The 17,271-nt window shown below is 49.1% G+C and carries 23 protein-coding genes and 1 tRNA gene; 11 read left to right on the forward strand and 13 right to left on the reverse strand.

The window, feature by feature from the left end:
* Window positions 1–28 precede the first annotated feature (28 nt).
* Window positions 29–739, reverse strand: coding sequence for a DNA/RNA nuclease SfsA (sfsA, locus tag AC2D8L_RS02935; RefSeq protein ID WP_484683961.1), 711 nt, complete (start codon window positions 737–739; stop codon window positions 29–31).
* Between the two features lie 123 nt (window positions 740–862).
* On the opposite strand from sfsA, the gene AC2D8L_RS02940 reads away from it, so the two are divergent.
* A complete protein-coding gene (locus AC2D8L_RS02940; protein ID WP_484683962.1) occupies window positions 863–1,621 on the forward strand; it encodes a competence/damage-inducible protein A in 759 nt (252 codons plus the stop codon).
* Window positions 1,622–1,632: 11 nt separating this feature from the next.
* Window positions 1,633–2,136, forward strand: coding sequence for a xanthine phosphoribosyltransferase (gpt, locus tag AC2D8L_RS02945; protein ID WP_484683963.1), 504 nt, complete (start codon window positions 1,633–1,635; stop codon window positions 2,134–2,136).
* A 51-nt stretch (window positions 2,137–2,187) separates the two neighbouring features.
* Here gpt and AC2D8L_RS02950 read toward each other — a convergent pair whose 3' ends face one another.
* Both AC2D8L_RS02950 and AC2D8L_RS02955 read right to left on the reverse strand, forming a co-directional pair.
* The gene (locus tag AC2D8L_RS02950; RefSeq protein ID WP_484683964.1) at window positions 2,188–2,421 is read right to left on the reverse strand and encodes a hypothetical protein; all 234 of its coding nucleotides are present in this window, start codon (window positions 2,419–2,421) and stop codon (window positions 2,188–2,190) included.
* 65 nt (window positions 2,422–2,486) lie between these two features.
* Window positions 2,487–2,573: transfer RNA gene (locus AC2D8L_RS02955), tRNA-Leu, on the reverse strand.
* 191 nt (window positions 2,574–2,764) lie between these two features.
* Between AC2D8L_RS02955 and AC2D8L_RS02960 the strand changes: the two genes are divergently transcribed.
* Together AC2D8L_RS02960 and AC2D8L_RS02965 are read left to right on the forward strand one after the other, a co-directional pair.
* The gene (locus tag AC2D8L_RS02960; RefSeq protein WP_484683965.1) at window positions 2,765–4,201 is read left to right on the forward strand and encodes a mannose-1-phosphate guanylyltransferase/mannose-6-phosphate isomerase; all 1,437 of its coding nucleotides are present in this window, start codon (window positions 2,765–2,767) and stop codon (window positions 4,199–4,201) included.
* A gap of 173 nt (window positions 4,202–4,374) precedes the next feature.
* Complete coding sequence (locus tag AC2D8L_RS02965; protein ID WP_484683966.1) at window positions 4,375–5,316, forward strand: ornithine cyclodeaminase family protein; 942 nt, start codon at window positions 4,375–4,377, stop codon at window positions 5,314–5,316.
* On the opposite strand, the gene AC2D8L_RS02970 is transcribed toward AC2D8L_RS02965, so the two are convergent.
* The 3 genes from AC2D8L_RS02970 to AC2D8L_RS02980 all read right to left on the reverse strand — a co-directional run bounded on the left by AC2D8L_RS02970 (window position 5,313) and on the right by AC2D8L_RS02980 (window position 8,255).
* On the reverse strand, window positions 5,313–6,569 hold the full coding sequence (locus AC2D8L_RS02970; protein ID WP_484683967.1) for a TCR/Tet family MFS transporter: 1,257 nt from the start codon (window positions 6,567–6,569) through the stop codon (window positions 5,313–5,315). The two genes, AC2D8L_RS02965 and AC2D8L_RS02970, sit on opposite strands and share 4 nt — an antisense overlap.
* Window positions 6,570–6,767: 198 nt before the next feature.
* A complete protein-coding gene (locus tag AC2D8L_RS02975) occupies window positions 6,768–7,970 on the reverse strand; it encodes an FAD-dependent monooxygenase (RefSeq protein ID WP_484683968.1) in 1,203 nt (400 codons plus the stop codon).
* Between the two features lie 39 nt (window positions 7,971–8,009).
* Complete coding sequence (locus tag AC2D8L_RS02980; RefSeq protein ID WP_484683969.1) at window positions 8,010–8,255, reverse strand: zinc-finger domain-containing protein; 246 nt, start codon at window positions 8,253–8,255, stop codon at window positions 8,010–8,012.
* A 163-nt stretch (window positions 8,256–8,418) separates the two neighbouring features.
* Here AC2D8L_RS02980 and AC2D8L_RS02985 point away from each other — a divergent pair, with 163 nt between their 5' ends.
* The 4 genes from AC2D8L_RS02985 (at window position 8,419) to AC2D8L_RS03000 (ending at window position 10,732) form a co-directional block, all read left to right on the forward strand.
* Window positions 8,419–9,177, forward strand: a complete 759-nt coding sequence (locus tag AC2D8L_RS02985) for an alpha/beta fold hydrolase (protein WP_484683970.1) — start codon at window positions 8,419–8,421, stop codon at window positions 9,175–9,177.
* A 66-nt stretch (window positions 9,178–9,243) separates the two neighbouring features.
* On the forward strand, window positions 9,244–10,080 hold the full coding sequence (gene cysE / locus AC2D8L_RS02990) for a serine O-acetyltransferase (RefSeq protein ID WP_484683971.1): 837 nt from the start codon (window positions 9,244–9,246) through the stop codon (window positions 10,078–10,080).
* Window positions 10,046–10,426, forward strand: a complete 381-nt coding sequence (locus tag AC2D8L_RS02995; RefSeq protein ID WP_484683972.1) for a hypothetical protein — start codon at window positions 10,046–10,048, stop codon at window positions 10,424–10,426. The genes cysE and AC2D8L_RS02995 overlap by 35 nt, the downstream gene beginning before the upstream one ends.
* An 87-nt stretch (window positions 10,427–10,513) precedes the next feature.
* Complete coding sequence (locus AC2D8L_RS03000) at window positions 10,514–10,732, forward strand: DUF3126 family protein (RefSeq protein WP_484683973.1); 219 nt, start codon at window positions 10,514–10,516, stop codon at window positions 10,730–10,732.
* Between the two features lie 7 nt (window positions 10,733–10,739).
* Here the strand turns inward: AC2D8L_RS03000 and AC2D8L_RS03005 are convergent, their stop codons facing one another.
* A complete protein-coding gene (locus tag AC2D8L_RS03005) occupies window positions 10,740–11,399 on the reverse strand; it encodes a hypothetical protein (protein ID WP_484683974.1) in 660 nt (219 codons plus the stop codon).
* A gap of 109 nt (window positions 11,400–11,508) precedes the next feature.
* Between AC2D8L_RS03005 and AC2D8L_RS03010 the strand changes: the two genes are divergently transcribed.
* Both AC2D8L_RS03010 and AC2D8L_RS03015 read left to right on the forward strand, forming a co-directional pair.
* A complete protein-coding gene (locus AC2D8L_RS03010; RefSeq protein ID WP_484683975.1) occupies window positions 11,509–11,832 on the forward strand; it encodes a DUF6949 family protein in 324 nt (107 codons plus the stop codon).
* A 3-nt stretch (window positions 11,833–11,835) separates the two neighbouring features.
* Window positions 11,836–12,357, forward strand: a complete 522-nt coding sequence (locus AC2D8L_RS03015) for a gamma carbonic anhydrase family protein (RefSeq protein WP_484683976.1) — start codon at window positions 11,836–11,838, stop codon at window positions 12,355–12,357.
* 26 nt (window positions 12,358–12,383) lie between these two features.
* Here AC2D8L_RS03015 and AC2D8L_RS03020 read toward each other — a convergent pair whose 3' ends face one another.
* The 4 genes from AC2D8L_RS03020 to AC2D8L_RS03035 form a co-directional block, all read right to left on the reverse strand.
* Window positions 12,384–12,881 carry a GNAT family N-acetyltransferase gene (locus tag AC2D8L_RS03020; RefSeq protein ID WP_484683977.1) on the reverse strand — a complete coding sequence of 166 codons (498 nt, stop codon included), beginning with the start codon at window positions 12,879–12,881 and terminating at the stop codon, window positions 12,384–12,386.
* Window positions 12,882–13,033: 152 nt separating this feature from the next.
* Window positions 13,034–13,648, reverse strand: a complete 615-nt coding sequence (locus tag AC2D8L_RS03025) for a transglutaminase-like cysteine peptidase (protein ID WP_484683978.1) — start codon at window positions 13,646–13,648, stop codon at window positions 13,034–13,036.
* A gap of 185 nt (window positions 13,649–13,833) precedes the next feature.
* Entirely contained in the window at window positions 13,834–14,460 is a 627-nt protein-coding gene (locus AC2D8L_RS03030; protein ID WP_484683979.1) for a PilZ domain-containing protein, read from the reverse strand.
* 80 nt (window positions 14,461–14,540) lie between these two features.
* The gene (locus tag AC2D8L_RS03035) at window positions 14,541–15,266 is read right to left on the reverse strand and encodes a PAS domain-containing protein (RefSeq protein ID WP_484683980.1); all 726 of its coding nucleotides are present in this window, start codon (window positions 15,264–15,266) and stop codon (window positions 14,541–14,543) included.
* A gap of 136 nt (window positions 15,267–15,402) precedes the next feature.
* Here AC2D8L_RS03035 and AC2D8L_RS03040 point away from each other — a divergent pair, with 136 nt between their 5' ends.
* Window positions 15,403–16,140 carry a rhomboid family intramembrane serine protease gene (locus AC2D8L_RS03040; RefSeq protein WP_484683981.1) on the forward strand — a complete coding sequence of 246 codons (738 nt, stop codon included), beginning with the start codon at window positions 15,403–15,405 and terminating at the stop codon, window positions 16,138–16,140.
* Between the two features lie 4 nt (window positions 16,141–16,144).
* Here the strand turns inward: AC2D8L_RS03040 and hisI are convergent, their stop codons facing one another.
* A complete protein-coding gene (gene hisI / locus AC2D8L_RS03045) occupies window positions 16,145–16,594 on the reverse strand; it encodes a phosphoribosyl-AMP cyclohydrolase (RefSeq protein WP_484683982.1) in 450 nt (149 codons plus the stop codon).
* Between the two features lie 45 nt (window positions 16,595–16,639).
* Complete coding sequence (gene folE / locus AC2D8L_RS03050; protein ID WP_484683983.1) at window positions 16,640–17,269, reverse strand: GTP cyclohydrolase I FolE; 630 nt, start codon at window positions 17,267–17,269, stop codon at window positions 16,640–16,642.
* Window positions 17,270–17,271: the final 2 nt, after the last annotated feature.

Raw genomic sequence — 17,271 nt, forward strand, 5'->3', positions numbered from 1 at the left:
ATTTCTCTCAATTCAATTCGAGCGCAAATTAGCTGGTGGGCAACGAAATTGGAAGCCTGTTTGAGATGCAAATTTCTTCTGTGTTTATGTCGCAATCATAGCACATAAATTCAACCCCTGCTTTGCTGGCCGCTACCGCTGCCGCTGCATATTTGGGCGCCAATTCTGGTGCGAAAGCAAATCGCTCACAATCTGTGCGTTGCACCAGATATAAATTGATCGCACGGTGACCCAATTGAACCATATTGGTTAGCTCTTTCAGGTGTTTAACCCCGCGTTCGGTTTCACAATCGGGAAATTGCGCCAGGGGCGGCTCAAGCGACAGGTGGACGTTTTTGACCTCCAAATATGTTTTGCGTGCCGAATGTTGGTCCAACAGAAAATCAATCCGTGAGTTTTCGCCATATTTCACTTCAGCTCGGAAATCTTGGTAGGTGCCTAGTTCAGGAATTAATCTGTCCTTCAATGCCTCACCGACGATCTTGTTTGGGTAAGATGTGTTGATGCCAACTAGCCCGGTTGGCAATTCCACCAGTTCCAACGAGTATTTCAGCTTGCGCTTTGGATTGTCAGATTTGGAAACATAGACCGGCAGCCCGGGCATGTTGAGCCCCAGCATTGCGCCGGGATTGGCGCAGTGGGCGGTGATCTCTTCGCCAGTTTCGAGCGCAATGTCGGTCAGAAAGCGTTTATAGCGCTTAATAAGTGTGCCGCGTAGAAGCGGGGCAGGTAGGCGCAATTGAGGATCTCCGCAACAGGTGGTGATGGAATTGGGACTGGTTAGAAGATTGTCTAGTTCGACAAATTTCTTGCAATTGTTGATTGGCTCGGCCATTCAGTCAAGCAGGAATGGGATAGGTATATGAGCACTAATCAATCTGTAAAGCGCGTTACGGCCGGTATGCTTGTTGTTGGCGATGAGATTTTGTCAGGTCGCACCAAGGACAAAAATATCGGGACGGTGGCGGATTTTTGCGCCGAGTTGAATATTGAATTGTGCGAAGCGCGGATCGTCGCAGACGAGATTGAAGAGATCGCAGATGCCATTAATGCCATGCGGGTGAGATATACCTATGTTTTTACCACCGGCGGCATTGGTCCAACACATGACGACATAACCGCCGATGCGGTCGCCCATGCCTTTGGTGTGGCGCTAAACGTTGACGATCGTGCCATAAAAATGATGCAGGATCGATTTGCTGACTACCCCATGAACGAAGGCCGCTTGCGCATGGCGCGCATTCCTGAGGGCGGTGAGCTGATCGCAAACGCGGTGTCTGGTGCGCCCGGCATTCATATGGAAAATGTGTTTGTGATGGCAGGTGTGCCAAAAATCATGCAGTGCATGTTGGAGGCGCTTGCGCCCAATCTAGAAACGGGAATTGAGGTCTATACCGCTTCCTGTGATTCCCAAGTTGGGGAAAGTTCGCTCTCAGAGCCACTTGCGGCATTGCAAAACGCTTATCCAACAGTCAAGATCGGCTCTTACCCTCAAATGGGGTTGGACAAATATATGACGCAAATTGTGTTGCGGTCTTCTGACGAAGCGCTTTTAGCAGAGGCAACACAAAAGGTGCGGGACATAATTGATGCTGCAACGCGGCTAAAACTGAAAATCTAAAGGGCTGAGCCATGAGCGCACCGCAAAATAAATCTTTTCCCGTCTCTTGGGATCAATTTCATCGTGATTCTCGGGCGCTGGCGTGGCGATTGAATGCTGAAGGGCCTTTTGACGCTATCGTATGCATCACCCGTGGTGGTTTAGTTCCAGCAGCGATTATTGCCCGAGAACTCGGCATTCGCGTGATCGAAAGCGTATCGGTTGCATCATACGACAATCAAGACCAGGGCGAGCTTGTTGTTCTTAAAGAGATTGCCGATGATATTCTCGCGCTTGATGCAGATGCGGACAAGAAAGTTCTGATTGTGGATGATCTGGTCGACACCGGCAAAACCGGACGTGCTGTTCAGGCCATGTTGCCGAATGCCCATTTTGCTACAGTGTACGCAAAACCATTGGCCCGGGACTTGGTGAACAGCTTCATCACCGAAGTTTCCCAGGACACATGGATCTATTTCCCATGGGATATGGATGTGTCCTACGCACCGCCAATCAAAGACGGCGCCGACGACTAGGTTTTAGTGTGAATTGGCGGCGATTTGTACACAACAGACCGCCGTCATCCATTATTCCAAATCCGGCACTTCGCCTGATCTAAATAACTCAACGGACTCGCCATAGTCGCCCATTAACGGGTCTGCGGTTCTGGACCAAGCGACGACCCCGGCATGGCTGTCTGCTATTGCCTTACCCTTAGAAATGGCGCTGCCTTCATTAGGCATCTGCATCGGGTCAAATGCGGCAACAAGTTCACCATCTTCATTTTTATCAAAAGCAGCTAGTACGACTAGGTTTGGCATAAATCCTCACAGGTTGTCAGCGACTAGACGCTCAAAACCGCTCGTTGTCAAAGTATCAAGTGATTTGGTGCGGACGACGGGACTTGAACCCGTAAGCCGATTAAGGCGAGGGATTTTAAGTCCCTTGTGTATACCAATTTCACCACGTCCGCATTCTGCATGGCGTATGCAATAGGCGACGGTGTGTCATAAAATTGGAGCAAATTCAATGGTTAAGTTATTTGATTTTGGGTGTAGAATACGGCAAAAGGCACATTGATTTGCCAGAAGGCGAATTGATATTTGCAATGGGCGCAAAAAGGCCGTATCTCGTAGCTTTATTTTTGAACTTGGAGTGGCTTTGATGTCGGGTGAAGTAGGGCGCATTGTTCCAGTTATTATGGCAGGCGGAAAAGGGACACGGCTTTGGCCGATCTCGCGTTCGTCTCGACCAAAACAATTTTTGAACTTGGCGGGCAGTGACAGTCTATTCCAACAAACCCTCCTGCGTGTGAATGATAGTGAAAAGTTCGCTGCCCCAGTGATCATCACAAATGCGGAATATCGCTTCTTGGTTGCTGAGCAGGCGCAAGAAATTGGTATTGATCTTGGCGCAATTTTGCTTGAACCCATTGCGCGGAACACATCCGCTGCGATTTTGGCGGCGGCGAAATATCTCGATCACATCGATAGTGACGACAAACTGATTTATGCTTTGGCTTCTGATCACCGCATTATCGAAGACGGAAATTATCGCGCTTCAGTTGATTTGGCGGCCAAGTCTGCCGCCGCTGGCAACTTGGTGACGTTCGGTATTCGGCCAACTGAACCAGCAACTGGCTACGGATATATCGAGCAGGGTGAAGCCTTGCCAGAAGGTGGCAACAAGGTTGCAAAGTTTGTTGAAAAGCCTGATTTGGCGACTGCAGAAAAATTGGTTGCTGGTGGGCAACATCTTTGGAATTCGGGCAGCTTTCTATTTGATCGCGACGTGATGATTTCTGAGTGTGAAGCGCTTGCGCCAGAAGTTGCGGCTGCTGTCGGGCCTGCGGTTGAGCAGGCTGATAAAGATTTGGACTTTGTGCGCTTGAACGAAGAGCACTTTGCCAAAGCGCCCGATATTTCAATCGATTATGCGATTTTTGAAAAGACGCAAAAGGCAGCGGTTGTACCAGCTGCAATCCAATGGTCAGATTTGGGCAGTTGGGACGCCGTTTGGAAAGTCGGCGATCAGGATGGCGAAGGCAATGTGGCGGTGGGCGATGTTATGTTGTCAAAAACCAAGAATTCTTTGGTCTATTCTGAAACTGGCCAAGTCACGGTAAACGGACTTGATGATGTTGCGGTGATTGTTAGTGAGGATGCGATTTTTGTTGGGGCGTTGAGTGATGCGCAACAAGTCGGGCCGCTGGTGAAGACATTGCGCAACGATCCTAGGACTGCGCCGCTGACGGAAACTCACCGGACCTGCTACCGCCCTTGGGGCGGATATTCATCTTTGGTGGTTGGTGATCGTTTTCAGGTGAAGCGGCTGTTTGTGAAACCGGGTAAAAAGCTCTCCTTGCAAAAACATCATCATAGATCTGAGCACTGGGTTGTTGTCAGTGGCACTGCTGAAGTGACGATTGATGATAGTGTTCAAACACTTAGCGAAAATCAATCCGTGTACATTCCGCTTGGCGCTGTTCACCGGCTGGAAAATAAGGGCAAAATTTTGCTCGAATTGATTGAAGTGCAAACTGGATCGTATTTCGGTGAAGACGACATTGTTCGACTTGAAGACGAGTTTGGTCGCACCTAATCAGGTGTTCTAACCACATGATGTCTTGAGAAACCCGATTGCCAAAAGGTGATCGGGTTTTTTGTCTTCTATGTTTGGATAACATTGCCAAGCTTAGTTGTTGGCGAAATCTGAACTTGCAATTGATACGGACTTGGTTTCGACTTGGCGCACGTTTTTTTGAGGAGCCGATGATGGATATACCGTTCATTTCTGTTGCAGATATAGACGCTAAGCTTAGCTGGACTGAAGTTGCGGATGCGATCTTTGCAGGCCATGCGAACTCCAAGGCGCTACTTGGTGATTTGGCGTTAGAACGCGGGACCCAATCCATGCTTAACCGTGCTGCGTGGATTGATGGGCTTGGTTTGGCGCTAAAGTCGGTTACCATCTATCCATCCAACGCTGAACGCACGCCGCCATTGCCGACGATCCAGTCTGTAGTCGTGTTGTTTGATGATGAAACAGGCGGGATCAAAGCGCTGATTGATGGACAGTTGGTTACCAAATGGAAGACCGCGGGCGACAGTATTCTTGGTGCACGGTTATTGGCGCGCCAAAATTCTAAGAAACTGTTGGTGGTTGGCTCGGGCATTGTCGCCGGATCGTTGATCGATGCATATCGCGAGGTTTTCCCTCAACTTGAAAAAGTGTCGGTCTGGAGCAGAAACGGGGCCAACGCCGCCGCCCTTGCGGAAGAAAAGCAATGTTTGGCAGTTGAAAATTTGGCAGAAGCGGTATCGGAGGCAGATATTGTATCATCTGCAACGATGGCGCGAAGCCCGATCATTTTGGGTGACTGGGTTCAGCCCGGCACACACGTCGACCTTATTGGCGCCTTCCGGTTGGATATGCGTGAAGGGGATGATGAATTGCTGCGCAAGGGTGCGTTGTTTGTCGACTCACGGGAGACGACAATCCACGACATAGGTGAGTTATCTATTCCCATTGCGGATGGCGTAATCGGTGAAGCCGATATCTTGGCCGACTATTATGATTTCGCCAAGCAAGAACAGGGGATTGGGCGTTCGAACGACGAGCAAATTACCATTTTAAAGAATGGTGGCGGGGCGCATTTGGACCTGATGGTGTCTAAGCTCATTTATGATAAATGGTCAGCCGAAACAGGGCGTTAGGCGTCTTTGCCTTCGGCCTTGGATTTGCTCAACGGCCCAGCGCGAAGCGCCGCTTGCGAGAAAATGAGTGCGCCGACAACGATGGCAACGCCAGATGCGAAAAACGGCACCCCGGGAAAGTACATTGGGGCGTTTGGCGAGTGGCTGAAATAGGCGAACAGCTGCGTTAGGACGATGGGTGCCACAAACGCTGTCATCGAATTGATGGCGTTTACGCCGCCTTGCAGTTCCCCTTGCGCGTTGTCTGTAACGCGGTTTGACATGATGCCATTTAGGCTGGGAACAACCAGACCACTAAGGGCGCCGGGCACCAAGAATGCATAGAGGGCAATTGTGGTATCGACGAAGGCCAATCCAAAATAGCCGATGATTGCGAAGCCAAGCCCCATTGCAACAGACCATGTTTCGCCAAACCATTTTACTGCAGGTCGGATCAAAATGGCTTGCACAACCACAAACATAATTCCAAACGCGGAAACAGATAGGCCAATTTGTCCGCTGGTCCAGCTGAAGCGTTCTTTTGCGAAGAAGCTCCAAATGCTTTGGTAGGACTGCAACGCAAACGAGAAGCACATCAAAACCGCTAGGAATGACAAGATATACGGGAATTTCTTCAATGAAATCAGCATCCCCAATGGGTTAGCGCGTTTTGCATCGAACCGACGGCGTTTGCGCATACCAAGACTTTCCGGCAGAATGAAATAGCCATAGACACAGTTTAAGAAAGCAATGCCTGCCGCTGCAAAGAATGGAACTCGCGTCCCAATTTCACCCAGTTGTCCACCAATTGCGGGGCCGATAATAAAGCCTGCACCAAACGCCGCGCCGATCAAGCCAAAATTTTGTGCCCGTTCTTCTTTTTCCGAAATGTCTGCAATATAGGCCGTTGCTGTGGAAACGGCTGCGCCCATAATCCCAGCAACAATCCGTCCGATGAACAGCCACATGATCGTGGGCGCAAAACCCATGAGCAAATAGTCAAGGGTGAGACCAAACAGTGAGGCGAGGAGAATCGGGCGGCGACCAAATCGATCAGATAAGTTGCCAAGAATGGGGGAAAAGATGAATTGCATCAATGCATAGGCGGCAATCAGAAAGCCGCCATAGGCTGCCGCGCTGGATACTTTTTCAGCGGTCAGCTCTTCGAGCAAATCAGGCAAAACAGGTACGATGATCCCTAAGCCCAATATATCAATGAAGACGGTGACCAGAATAAAGATCAGCGCCAGGCGGGGGTTTTTCACACCAGTCATTATCGTCCAAGTTCGTCTATGAATTTCATGTTCAATTTTTGGCAATTGACACGCCCAATATGGGAATAGCAAGTGCTTTGTTTAGGGGGAAACCGAATCTAAAACCCAAACGGGTTGGAAATATATCAGAAATGTGACGGAACGCGCCGCCACTTTCTGTCAATTGTCATGCGACGAATTCATACCCACAAGCCGTGGCTAAGACATCGGGCTTACCATGTTTTCAAATGGGTCATGATTGTAAATCCAATCTAATCGTTGCAAATGTGCTTCTTCGCTTTTGCGCGAAACGACAAGATCTCTCCCCCAACTTAGGGGCGGGGAAAGGTGGAAGATATAGGCGTTTTTTTGCGACACTTCCTGAATTGCATTGGCGCGCGGTTGGCGAAGGGATTGCCATTTCTCGAACGCGCTCGGGTTGTCATTATCAGAAGCGAAGATTGCGGCGAGTAGGGCGGCATCCTCAATGGCCATCGCGGCGCCTTGGGCTTGAAAGGGTAACATCGCATGAGCGGCGTCGCCCAATATTGCGACATTGTTTTTGTACCATGTTGGCGTTTTCACACTGAAGAGTGGCCAAGCGGTCCATGGATCAGAAATTGATTCCAGTATTTGCGCTAAGAGGCTGTTTTTGCGTAATGATTTGTTGCTGATTTCTGGCGTGTCGCTATCTTCTAGCGGCAGGGAGAACTCAGTGAACAGCGCGACGTTAAATTGCTGGCGTTCGGGCAGTGGGTAAACGACCATATGATAGTCGGGACCCCAGAACAGCGAAGTGCGCTCAGTTGAAACAATCTTACTCAGCCGATCAAAATCGGCCATGGCTCGCCACGCGACATAGCCTGAATATTGCGGGCGCTTGCCGCCCAGCAAGTCGATGCGTGTGCTCGAGCGCACGCCGTCTGCTCCGATGTGCGCTCGTGCTGTTACAGGATAGGGCGCGTGCCCATCTCGCTCAATGATAACGGAAACGCCGCCGCCAATATCTTCAACCCGCGTGTTGGTGACACCGAACAATATTTCGATGTTGGAATATCCTTTTGCAGCCTTGAAAAGCTGTTGAGCCAAATCTGCGCGGTGCATGACGGCGTAGGGCGTTCCGTTGTATCTATTGGTAGCAAACTCGCCCAATTTGACTTTAGCAACGGGGCTCTGCTTGCCATGGCTATAAATATCTATGCCAGCTGGCTCAAAGCTTTTTTCACTTATGAGGTTGCTTAGACCCAATGCATCGAATGCGCGTCGTGCGTTTGGGCTGATTTGCAGCCCAGCGCCAAATTCAGAAATTTCATGCTGTTGCTCTGCGACAACCACCCGGAAGCCGAATTTAGCGAGCGCAATTGCGAGCGTCAGCCCGGCAATGCCAGCCCCATTGATCGAAATCGTTTTGTCGGGGCTCATTGTTTCCTCGTTTCCGGGCTCTAGTTTTTGGGACTAGCCCTAGGCCTGTTGGGCGTCGAAAACGGCTTCTTTTGGAGAAGATGCAGCGGCGCCAAGATTACCATTAAAAATGTAATGTGTAGAGCAGTAAGGGCACACGATGTCATTGTCCTCACCCATGTCCAAAAAGACATGTGGGTGATCGAATGGCGGCAGAGCGCCAACACATTTGAACTCTTTGGACCCAATTTCAATTTTTTGGATGCCCATTGCGTTGTGATAATGTGGTGTTGTGCCGTGTGCCATATTGCTCTCGTTTTTTCAAAAATGGTCCCGTGACAAGATGTACGAACTTGATCCGAACTCGTCGCCTTTAACAGCGTATACCTGTTGCGGAACAAGATGACAATTTGCCAAAACACATTTTGCTGATATTGAGCCGAGTAAATGCAACTAAATAGAGGCCAAAATGCCGCACTTCCAATCTGAAGGCTATCAAATCGCATATTCCATATATGGCGAGGGGCCCACAATCTTGCTTGTTCACGGGTTTGGATCGAATGGCAAAATCAATTGGGTTGATACCGGATGGGTTGATGAGTTGGTTAGTGCTGGCTATCGGGTCGTCACGATCGACAACCGAGGGCACGGAAAATCAGAGAAGATTTATGATTCTGCGGCTTATCCGTCCAGTGAAATGGCAAAAGATTCGGTCAACCTCATCAAATATCTTGGGGTGAAAGATGTGGCGATCATGGGATATTCCATGGGCGCGCGGATTTCGGCCTATGTCAGCATGACAGCGCCAGAATTGATCAAATGTGCAGTGTTTGGCGGTCTTGGTGAAAATATGACTGTCGGTATGTCGACGTCTGGCGTGATCGTTGAAGCCCTACTTGCGCCTCGCCTTGAAGATGTGACGGACAAAACCGGGCGTATGTTCCGTATATTTGCAGACCACACAAAAAGTGACCGCAAGGCACTAGCCGCCTGCATGGGTTCGTCGCGGCAAAAAATCACAGAGGCGGAAGTCAATGCAATTCAAATGCCGGTGCTGGTGGCCGTTGGCAGCGAAGACGAGGTGGGTGGCAGGCCAGAGCCATTGGCAGCCTTAATGAAAAATGGTGAGGCCTTTGTGATTGAAGGTCGAGATCACATGCGTGCGACAGGGGATAAACAGTTTAAGAAAGCTGTGTTATCCTTCTTTGAACAACATTACGCTGTTTAGTTGAGCGACATGTGGTTTTAGGCAAAACTATGCCTATATGAATTGAAACGAATTTGGAGACCAGCTATGGCTGAGACAATATTGCAAGCGCAGAAACCGAAAATCGTAGACCCGATTTGGAATGCGATATGCAATGATGCGGAGAAAATGATGGCTAACGAACCTGCATTTTCTGGCTTTGTTATCGCCAATGTTCTCAACCATGAACGGGTAGAAGAGGCAATAGCTTACCGGGCTTCGGAATTGCTTGATCACCGTGATATGCCTGCAGCGATTGTTCGCCGTGCATTTTTTGATGTCTTGCGTGAAAAACCGGAAGTGGCCGAAGCTATCCGTTCTGACTTGGCAGCGACGCTTGAGCGAGACCCTGCATGCAATCGGCTAATTGACCCGGTGTTGTTTTTTAAAGGCTTCCAAGCCATTCAAACCTATCGTTTTGCGAATGCGCTTTGGCATTCGGGGCGACGCGATTTTGCAAAATATTTGCAAAGCCGGACGTCTCAAATCTTCCAGGTAGATATTCACCCAGCGGCTAACATCGGGCGCGGAATTATGGTCGATCATGCAACAGGATTGGTGATTGGCGAAACCGCTCGCGTTGGCAATGACGTGTCGCTATTGCATGCAGTAACTCTTGGCGGAACCGGCAAAGAAGATGGCGACCGCCATCCAAAAATTGGTTGCGGTGTGATGATTGGCGCGGGCGCGAAGATTTTGGGCAATATTTCTATTGGAGATTGCGCACGTGTTGCAGCGGGTTCAGTAGTTTTAAAGGATGTTCCTGCTAAGACAACGGTAGCCGGGGTGCCTGCAAAAGTTGTAGGCGAGGCCGGTTGTGCCCAACCTGCATCCAGAATGGACCAGATGATTGTCGATGATAGCTCCCCAAACGCCAAAGAGTGAACTTACAGCCGACCAGCAAGCATTGTTGGATGAGATTTGGCAACGTGAAGAACAGTTGCTAAATCAACGTTCTGTGCAACTACGTGCGGATGTGGCGAAGGACTTTGTTAGTTTTGATGCCCAAGGCAACGCGGTTGTGAAAGCCGAATATTGTGATGAGCATTCCGCGGCAGGTAAACCGGGTATTCGCCGTTTGTGGGGATATTTCGGGTCGAACGATAGTTGTTGCCTTGCCTACATACGGGTTGATGATCAGGGCATTGAAAATGTTTGCTTGGTGCTTTGGATTGAGCGAGACGGTGAGTGGCAGAAGACATTTCACCACGAGAATCAAAAAATCAGCTAAGATGGGGAAAACCAATCTAGCGGTTGAGCGATGGTGGGATCTTGGTAGGTTCGCCACTCATAATTAATGCCAAAAGCGGTGGTCAAAATGACAAAAGAAGAAATTGAAAATCTAACGAAGTACCTACGCGGTAAATTTGGTAATCCAGCGTTTGAAGTTCGTGCACGACCAAAAAAGACTGATTCTGCCGAGGTTTATCTGGGCGAAGAGTTTATTGGTGTTATGTATTTGGATGAAGATGAAGGTGAGCGTTCATTCAACTTCCAAATGGCAATTCTTGATATTGATCTAGAAGAATATTCCTAAGCCAATTTTAAGACGGCGCATTCAGAAGTTTCAGTTGTTCGCTGACGACTGCTGAAAATTGACGCCAGTGAGGCAGCAGGCTTCGTTCGAATTTGATAAGCGCGGACACGCGCTTATTCACCAAAATTGTTGTGATGCAGTCTTTGCTATTCGTATCTAAATGATCCTCGCGAAGACACTTGGCGACAAATGGTTGGGCGCTTAGTGCGTCGTACCAAATTTCCTCATCTTCAAATCCCGCTTCATTCTTCAGCTTCTTGATGACCAGTCCAAACGACTGCTGCGATGCAGCTTCATCGAATTTGTGAATATATAGCGCGTCCAGCAGATAGGCACTGGGGACAGCTTTGGAGCTTGGCAACAATGTCACGTTCATCAACTGCTCGACATTGTTGAGCAGGATTGGAATTTGCAAATCAACAGAGCTGAAAGCGCTTTGGTCTGGGCCCATGCTGGTGCGTATCCAGGATTTAGGCGCGTGCAATTCAGATGCAGCAATCGAGAATGAGACTTCAGAATTCTCTTGAATATCAATGCCATCAGCATTTTTTTCAAAATACTCAATGACATAAACAATCAATATTCCGAACAATGCCAAAATCACCATTAATCCTAAGACGTTGGAAAACAACGAATTTTGCGGTTTTTGGTGTTGCTGTTCGGGCATTTTTCTCCAGCTTGGCGTGTTAACCATTTACATGAGTCGTGCGTGACAATTGATAGACGCAGAAATATGTTTAACAAAAGGTAAATATCGAACGTTTCAGGGGATAGAAGTGGCAAGCGAGTTTTTGATAGCACTTTACATTATTGGGGTAGGGATCGCTTTTGCGGGAACTGCGACTTATTTCTATCAATCTGTTTGGAAGCAACAAGCGGCCCTGCGATTTGATGGCGACAATGTTTTTGTCACCATCGCCCATTTGTCGATGAGTTTCGTGTGCGGCCCTTTCATCATGTTGCATATGGGGTGGAGCCGGGACAGTGCGGGCGGCATGCAAATTAGCCAAGCACTCTTGTCCGCCTTCATCGCGTTTGGCTGGAGCTTCGTCATTGGGCTTGGGGTTCTTTGGTTTTACATGGGCGTTTTAGGCTTTTAATGCATGCTGTATGAATTTGACGGGATCGTACCCCAACTTGAAAATGATGTTTTTGTTGCACAAAGTGCCGACCTAATCGGCAATGTTGTGGTCAAATCAAAAGCCAATATCTGGTTTGGTTCTGTTTTGCGTGGCGACAATGAGCCGATTGTTGTTGGCGTGAATTCCAATGTTCAAGATCTAAGTGTTCTGCATACTGATCCCGGCTTTCCTTGCATTATCGGCGACAATTGCACGGTCGGCCATCGCGCCATATTGCATGGATGCGTGTTGGAAGAGGGCGTTCTTGTTGGTATGGGTGCCACCATCATGAATGGTAGCGTTATTGGCCGTGGCTCAATCGTTGCTGCTGGGGCGGTTGTGACCGAGGGACAGAAAATCCCGCCATTCTCGATGGTCTTGGGCATGCCTGGTAAAGTTCGCAAAACGTTGGATGAGACAACATTTTCTGATCGAATTGCGCATGCGATGAATTATGTCGAGCGTGGGCAGCAATATTTGCAAGCGCTCAAGGCGGTTAAATAAGTTTGGCGCCTATCTCATTTTCGCAGTCAGATAGTTGATGAAACTGTCTGGAAAAGATCGCTTTTTCTTGTATCTGAAATGCGCAAACCGAGTTTTTGCGCGACCTTTCTAGAGCCAAGATTTTCAACATCTATTTCTGCGACAACGTTCGGCAACTTCAAGGTTTCAAGAGCGTGGCGTAAAACTGGTTCTGCTGCTTCTGTTGCGTAGCCTGAGCCCCAGCTTTCGCGGATGAACCGCCAGCCAATCTCGCCTTCGTTCTGGAATTCGCCGGGCACTAACATGATCCACCCCAAAAATATTTCCCGCTGATCCTTGTTGGTAACCGACCAATAGCCCATGCCTTCTGGATAGGTTTGGTTCATTCTGGCCAGAACAAATTCTTTGTGTTTGGCCGGTTCTTGCCATGGGCCGGGAATATATTGAGTTACAAGCGGGTCGCGGTCCATCGCCAGGCACGCTTCTAGATCGGTTTTAACGCGGGGGCGCACGATAAGGCGTTCTGTTTTGAATGTCGGTTGCATCAAATTTTCCAAAATCATGGATGAGTCGGGCTGGGTTTTGCAGCCTACATTCCAAAAAGGCCAAAGACCAGCTTCGGGGAAAGCTGGCCTTTGTGTTTCGGCCGGTGTCAGGGTTGGAAGTTTGGCCGAAATGTCTTGAAAATGATTGTTGTTTAGTTGCTCGCTAACGTTATGGATCTGTTGTCAGCCAATTCCATCCAACGCCCGGCGTGGACTTGCGATTGGCGTTTTATGTAGTCGTATGGCGTTTCGCTCCAAACTTTGATCAGCCCTTCCTGGTTATCCAAAATCAGGTCGCCGCGATCTGTGCGAACTGTAAGTACAGCGTGGCCTTCGCCGGATTTTTGCATCACCACTGTTACCAGCAGAGTGCTTGGGGCCCATCCGGCTTGAATAAGGGCTTTGCGTTTCGCCAATACGTAATCTTCACAATCTCCATACCCACGTGGATAGGTCCAAAATTCCACGGTTTGGTAGAGATCAATGTCGTTTATCGGCTTTATTTCAGCGTTGAACTTGGCATTGATGTTCAACAATGTTTGCCATTTGGCCTGCGTCAGTTGCTCATAAGAAACAATTTCGGCATTTTGACCACACTCATTGGGGCGTGTTTTGCAGAATTCTGCGTGCCCCATCGGAATGGATGTTTCTCTTACCTCGGCAACGAACGCTTCGTTTGATGAAATTGCATATGCGGGCGACAAACTGGCTGCGACCACTGTCGCGCCAATCGCCCATTTGCAAAGTACCCGTTTGAACTTTTCCATTTGTAATCTCCCTGACGAGGATCACTATGGAGATTGGAAATTTCGGGCTTCAAAAATAAAACGGCAGACTTTTATTCAAAAACAAAGGGTTAGATTCAAGCCTTGTTAAGCATGGGTCATCCTCACGCACAAAAAAACCCGCATGAAAATGCGGGCGATGTGATGATTGCTCGTGTGGAGCCTAGTTATTCAGATCTAAGGTTTGCCTGAACTACGGTGAATATTTCTTGGACAGACGAAAACTCAACCGCGATGCCGTCATCAAAGTGACGAACAACACGTGCGCGCATGCGACCCAAAGTAATTGGTGTGCCCATGGCAGGCTTAACATCAATATCAACCGCCGCACCGGACAGCGAGATATCGATGATTTTGCAACGATAAGTACGGCCGTCTTCAAGAATGATACGTGAATGCCGAATATCGGGCACCTGACGCTCGTGGCGTCGGTCTTCTGGGAGGTTGAGAATATCTTTGTTCGCAAACCAGGTAAGTTGTGCGGCGAATTTTTCGCGTTTTCTTGGCGATGCCGTCACGCTAGCAGCAAACCCACCGTCGATTTCTTCGGTAATTTCGCCTTCAATTCGGCCGATATGGTCGATATAGGCGACTACGCGCTCTCCGATTTTCCCCATCTCAGGTGCAATTATGTGGACGTCACCCGGTGACATTTCCACAATCTGGCAAGGGAACTCGCGACGGTCTGCCAGCATGTAGCGGCCAAGCAGCGATACTTTGACGCGTTGAAACTGACCCTGACTAAGCAGGGGTCTTCGTACTAACGAATCGGTATTCAGTGCTTCAGTTTGCATAAAGGCTTTGCCGACCTGATTTGATTGTCGCCAAAGATAGCATTGGGGTGGTTAACCGATTGTAATGGCCAGCAAGTTTATTACTGTTTGCCGCCATCAATCACTGAAAGGTGAGCATAGCGTCGGGCGCTCAAACCAAATACCGTTGATGACTGACCATAGTTCGAGCGAATGTCGATGACATCTTCGCTGTCATGAAAGTCAACGTCCGCGCTGAGGTCACGCCCAGAGAATTCTGATTTATGGTCATCAGGCCAGATGAGGCGAAGGCCGGTTACCCGTTGCTCCATGATCGGCTGGGTACCAAACCACAAAGGCTCCTCAAACGCTGTGATGGAGCCAATAATTCTATTGTTGGTTGAACCGTTATGACGAAGCGGCAGCAAAATTGTTTCAAATGTCAGCTGAGCATTGTGTTGGCTTGTGCCGTTAAACGTCACGAGCGCCGCAGCGTGATCGTCAGTTACAGCTTTAATCAATGTCTCAATCGCGTCTTTGTCGCGGCGATGCCAAAGGTCGATAAATGATCGGTTCTTCAGCTCACGACAATAGGTCGAGCAAATATGTGATCCGGCTAGACGAAAATTGAATGTGTCATGATCAGGGGAGGCTTCCAAAATGAAAGTGTTTGCAAGCGCATTGCGGATCTTAGTTGGATCCACATCGCGACGCTCGGGCGCGCTGCGCGTGCCGCGCAATTCATTCCAGTAATTGTACAACCGCTGCGTGCTTTGCATTTGCATGTCAGTCATATTCCCCGCATTCCAATATTCTGGCGTCGTTACATCGACGCTCAGTTCAGCCAAGCTTCCAAAAAATTACCTCGCCAACTTGCCCTATTTGGACACAAAAATCGCCCTTAAAGCTTTATTAAGGTTAACGGCGGGAACGGCTGTGGAAAAAAGTGAAAAGAACGGGCATAAGGGTAAATAAGGAGCGCATATGAATTTCCCACCCGACCAAAATAGTTCACAAAAAACGCAAGGGCAGCCGCCAGCGTTTAATCTGCCAATTATTGTCACGGCGACGATTGGATTGCTGTTCTTCATTCACCTTGCCGCATCCATCATGTTGGACCCTGATGCCTATGATCAGCTGTTCGTGCAGTTTGGCTATATCACGCGCCGTGAAATGTTGCCGGCTGAGTTTCGTGGTGGTGAGCTGGTTAAGTATTACTCTTTGTTTTCTCACGCTTTTTTGCACAGTGGATGGCAGCATCTGATCTTCAATATCGCGTGGTTGGCGGTATTTGGCAGCCCGGTTGCACGCCGATATGGCAATCTTGGATTTGTGGCGGTGTTCTTTTTCGGCTCGGCGGTTGGTGCAGTCGTTTTTACCGCTATGTCCGGAGGCGGATTTTCGGTGTTGATCGGCGCGTCGGGTGCGGTGTCTGCCTTTATTGGCGGGGCCACCCGATTTATGTTTCAACCTGTTCAAACCAAGGTCGATCCAGAGACCGGCGAAGTTCATGTTATTGGTCGAAAATTAGCGAGTTTGATCGAATTGGTTAAGAACAAGCGATCACTCAGCTTTGCTGCATTTTGGATTGTGCTCAACGTTGTGTTCGGTCTGGCTCCGGGCATCATGGGCGTTGCTGGCGCAGTAGCTTGGGAAGCGCATTTGGGTGGATTTGTTGCGGGTTACTTTATGGTCGCGTGGTTGGAGCAACGCGGATTCTAGCCGATTATTTGGAGTAAACCTTTTTGGGATCGAACAGCGGCTGCATGTTCAGATCGGCAAGTTTTGCTTTGCCATCTTCAACAACAACTTTGCGATAAAGGCATGATTTTCGGCCCGTATGGCAAGCGGCTCCCGTGCCGGTTTGAACGGCAAGAACCTGCAAAACATCCTGATCGCAGTCCGTGCGCATTTCGACTAGCTCTTGCAGCTCACCAGAGCTTTCGCCTTTTTTCCAAAGGCTCTGGCGCGAGCGCGAATAATAATGAACAAAACCGGTTTCCAACGTTAGGCTGATTGCCTCTTCGTTCATATAAGCAACCATGAGCACTTCATTTGTAGTTGCATCGCAGGTAACCGCGAGGATCAAACCGTTCTGATCAAAGCGAGGCGCAAACACTTCTCCGTCTTCAATTTCAGACTTGGACAGGCTCGATTGGAGTGCAAAATTGGCCATCATTGTTCCGTGAGTTATCTGGATGAGCGGAAAGCCAACGGGTGGCTAGCTTTTGCCCATATTGAGCAGAGAAAAGAAGCGCTGTTGTTCGGATAGTTCTTCAGCAAAAACGCCAGTGAAACGCTGGGTAATCGTCGAAGCCCCATGCTTTTTGACGCCACGAAGAGACATGCACATGTGCTCAGCTTCAAGCATTACCGCTGCACCGCGTGGATTGAGCACATCATTGATGGCATCGATAATCTGCGCGGTCAGTGTTTCTTGGGTTTGCAAGCGTTTGGCAAAAACATCGGTGACACGGCCAAGTTTTGACAGGCCGACAACGCTGTCTGTGGGCAAATAAGCAATATGCGCCTTGCCGACAAAGGGCACCATGTGATGTTCGCAATGGGAGAAGAAAGGTATGTCGCGGACGAAAACGATATCGTCATAACCACCAACCTCATCAAATGTGCGGTTCAGTGCGTCGGCTGCATCCATATTGTAGCCGTCGAACAGCTCTTCATATGCCCGCACAACCCGGCCCGGTGTATCCAGCAGGCCTTCGCGTTTTGGGTCGTCTCCGGCCCAAGCAATAAGTGTGCGCACCGCTGCCTCTGCCTCTTCGCGCGAAGGGCGGCTTTCGGTGTTTTTGGATATTATGGTCGGTTTTAGTGGTTTGGTGGTCGCATCCATAA

It is taken from the genome of Maritalea sp. YIW29, from assembly GCF_057219265.1.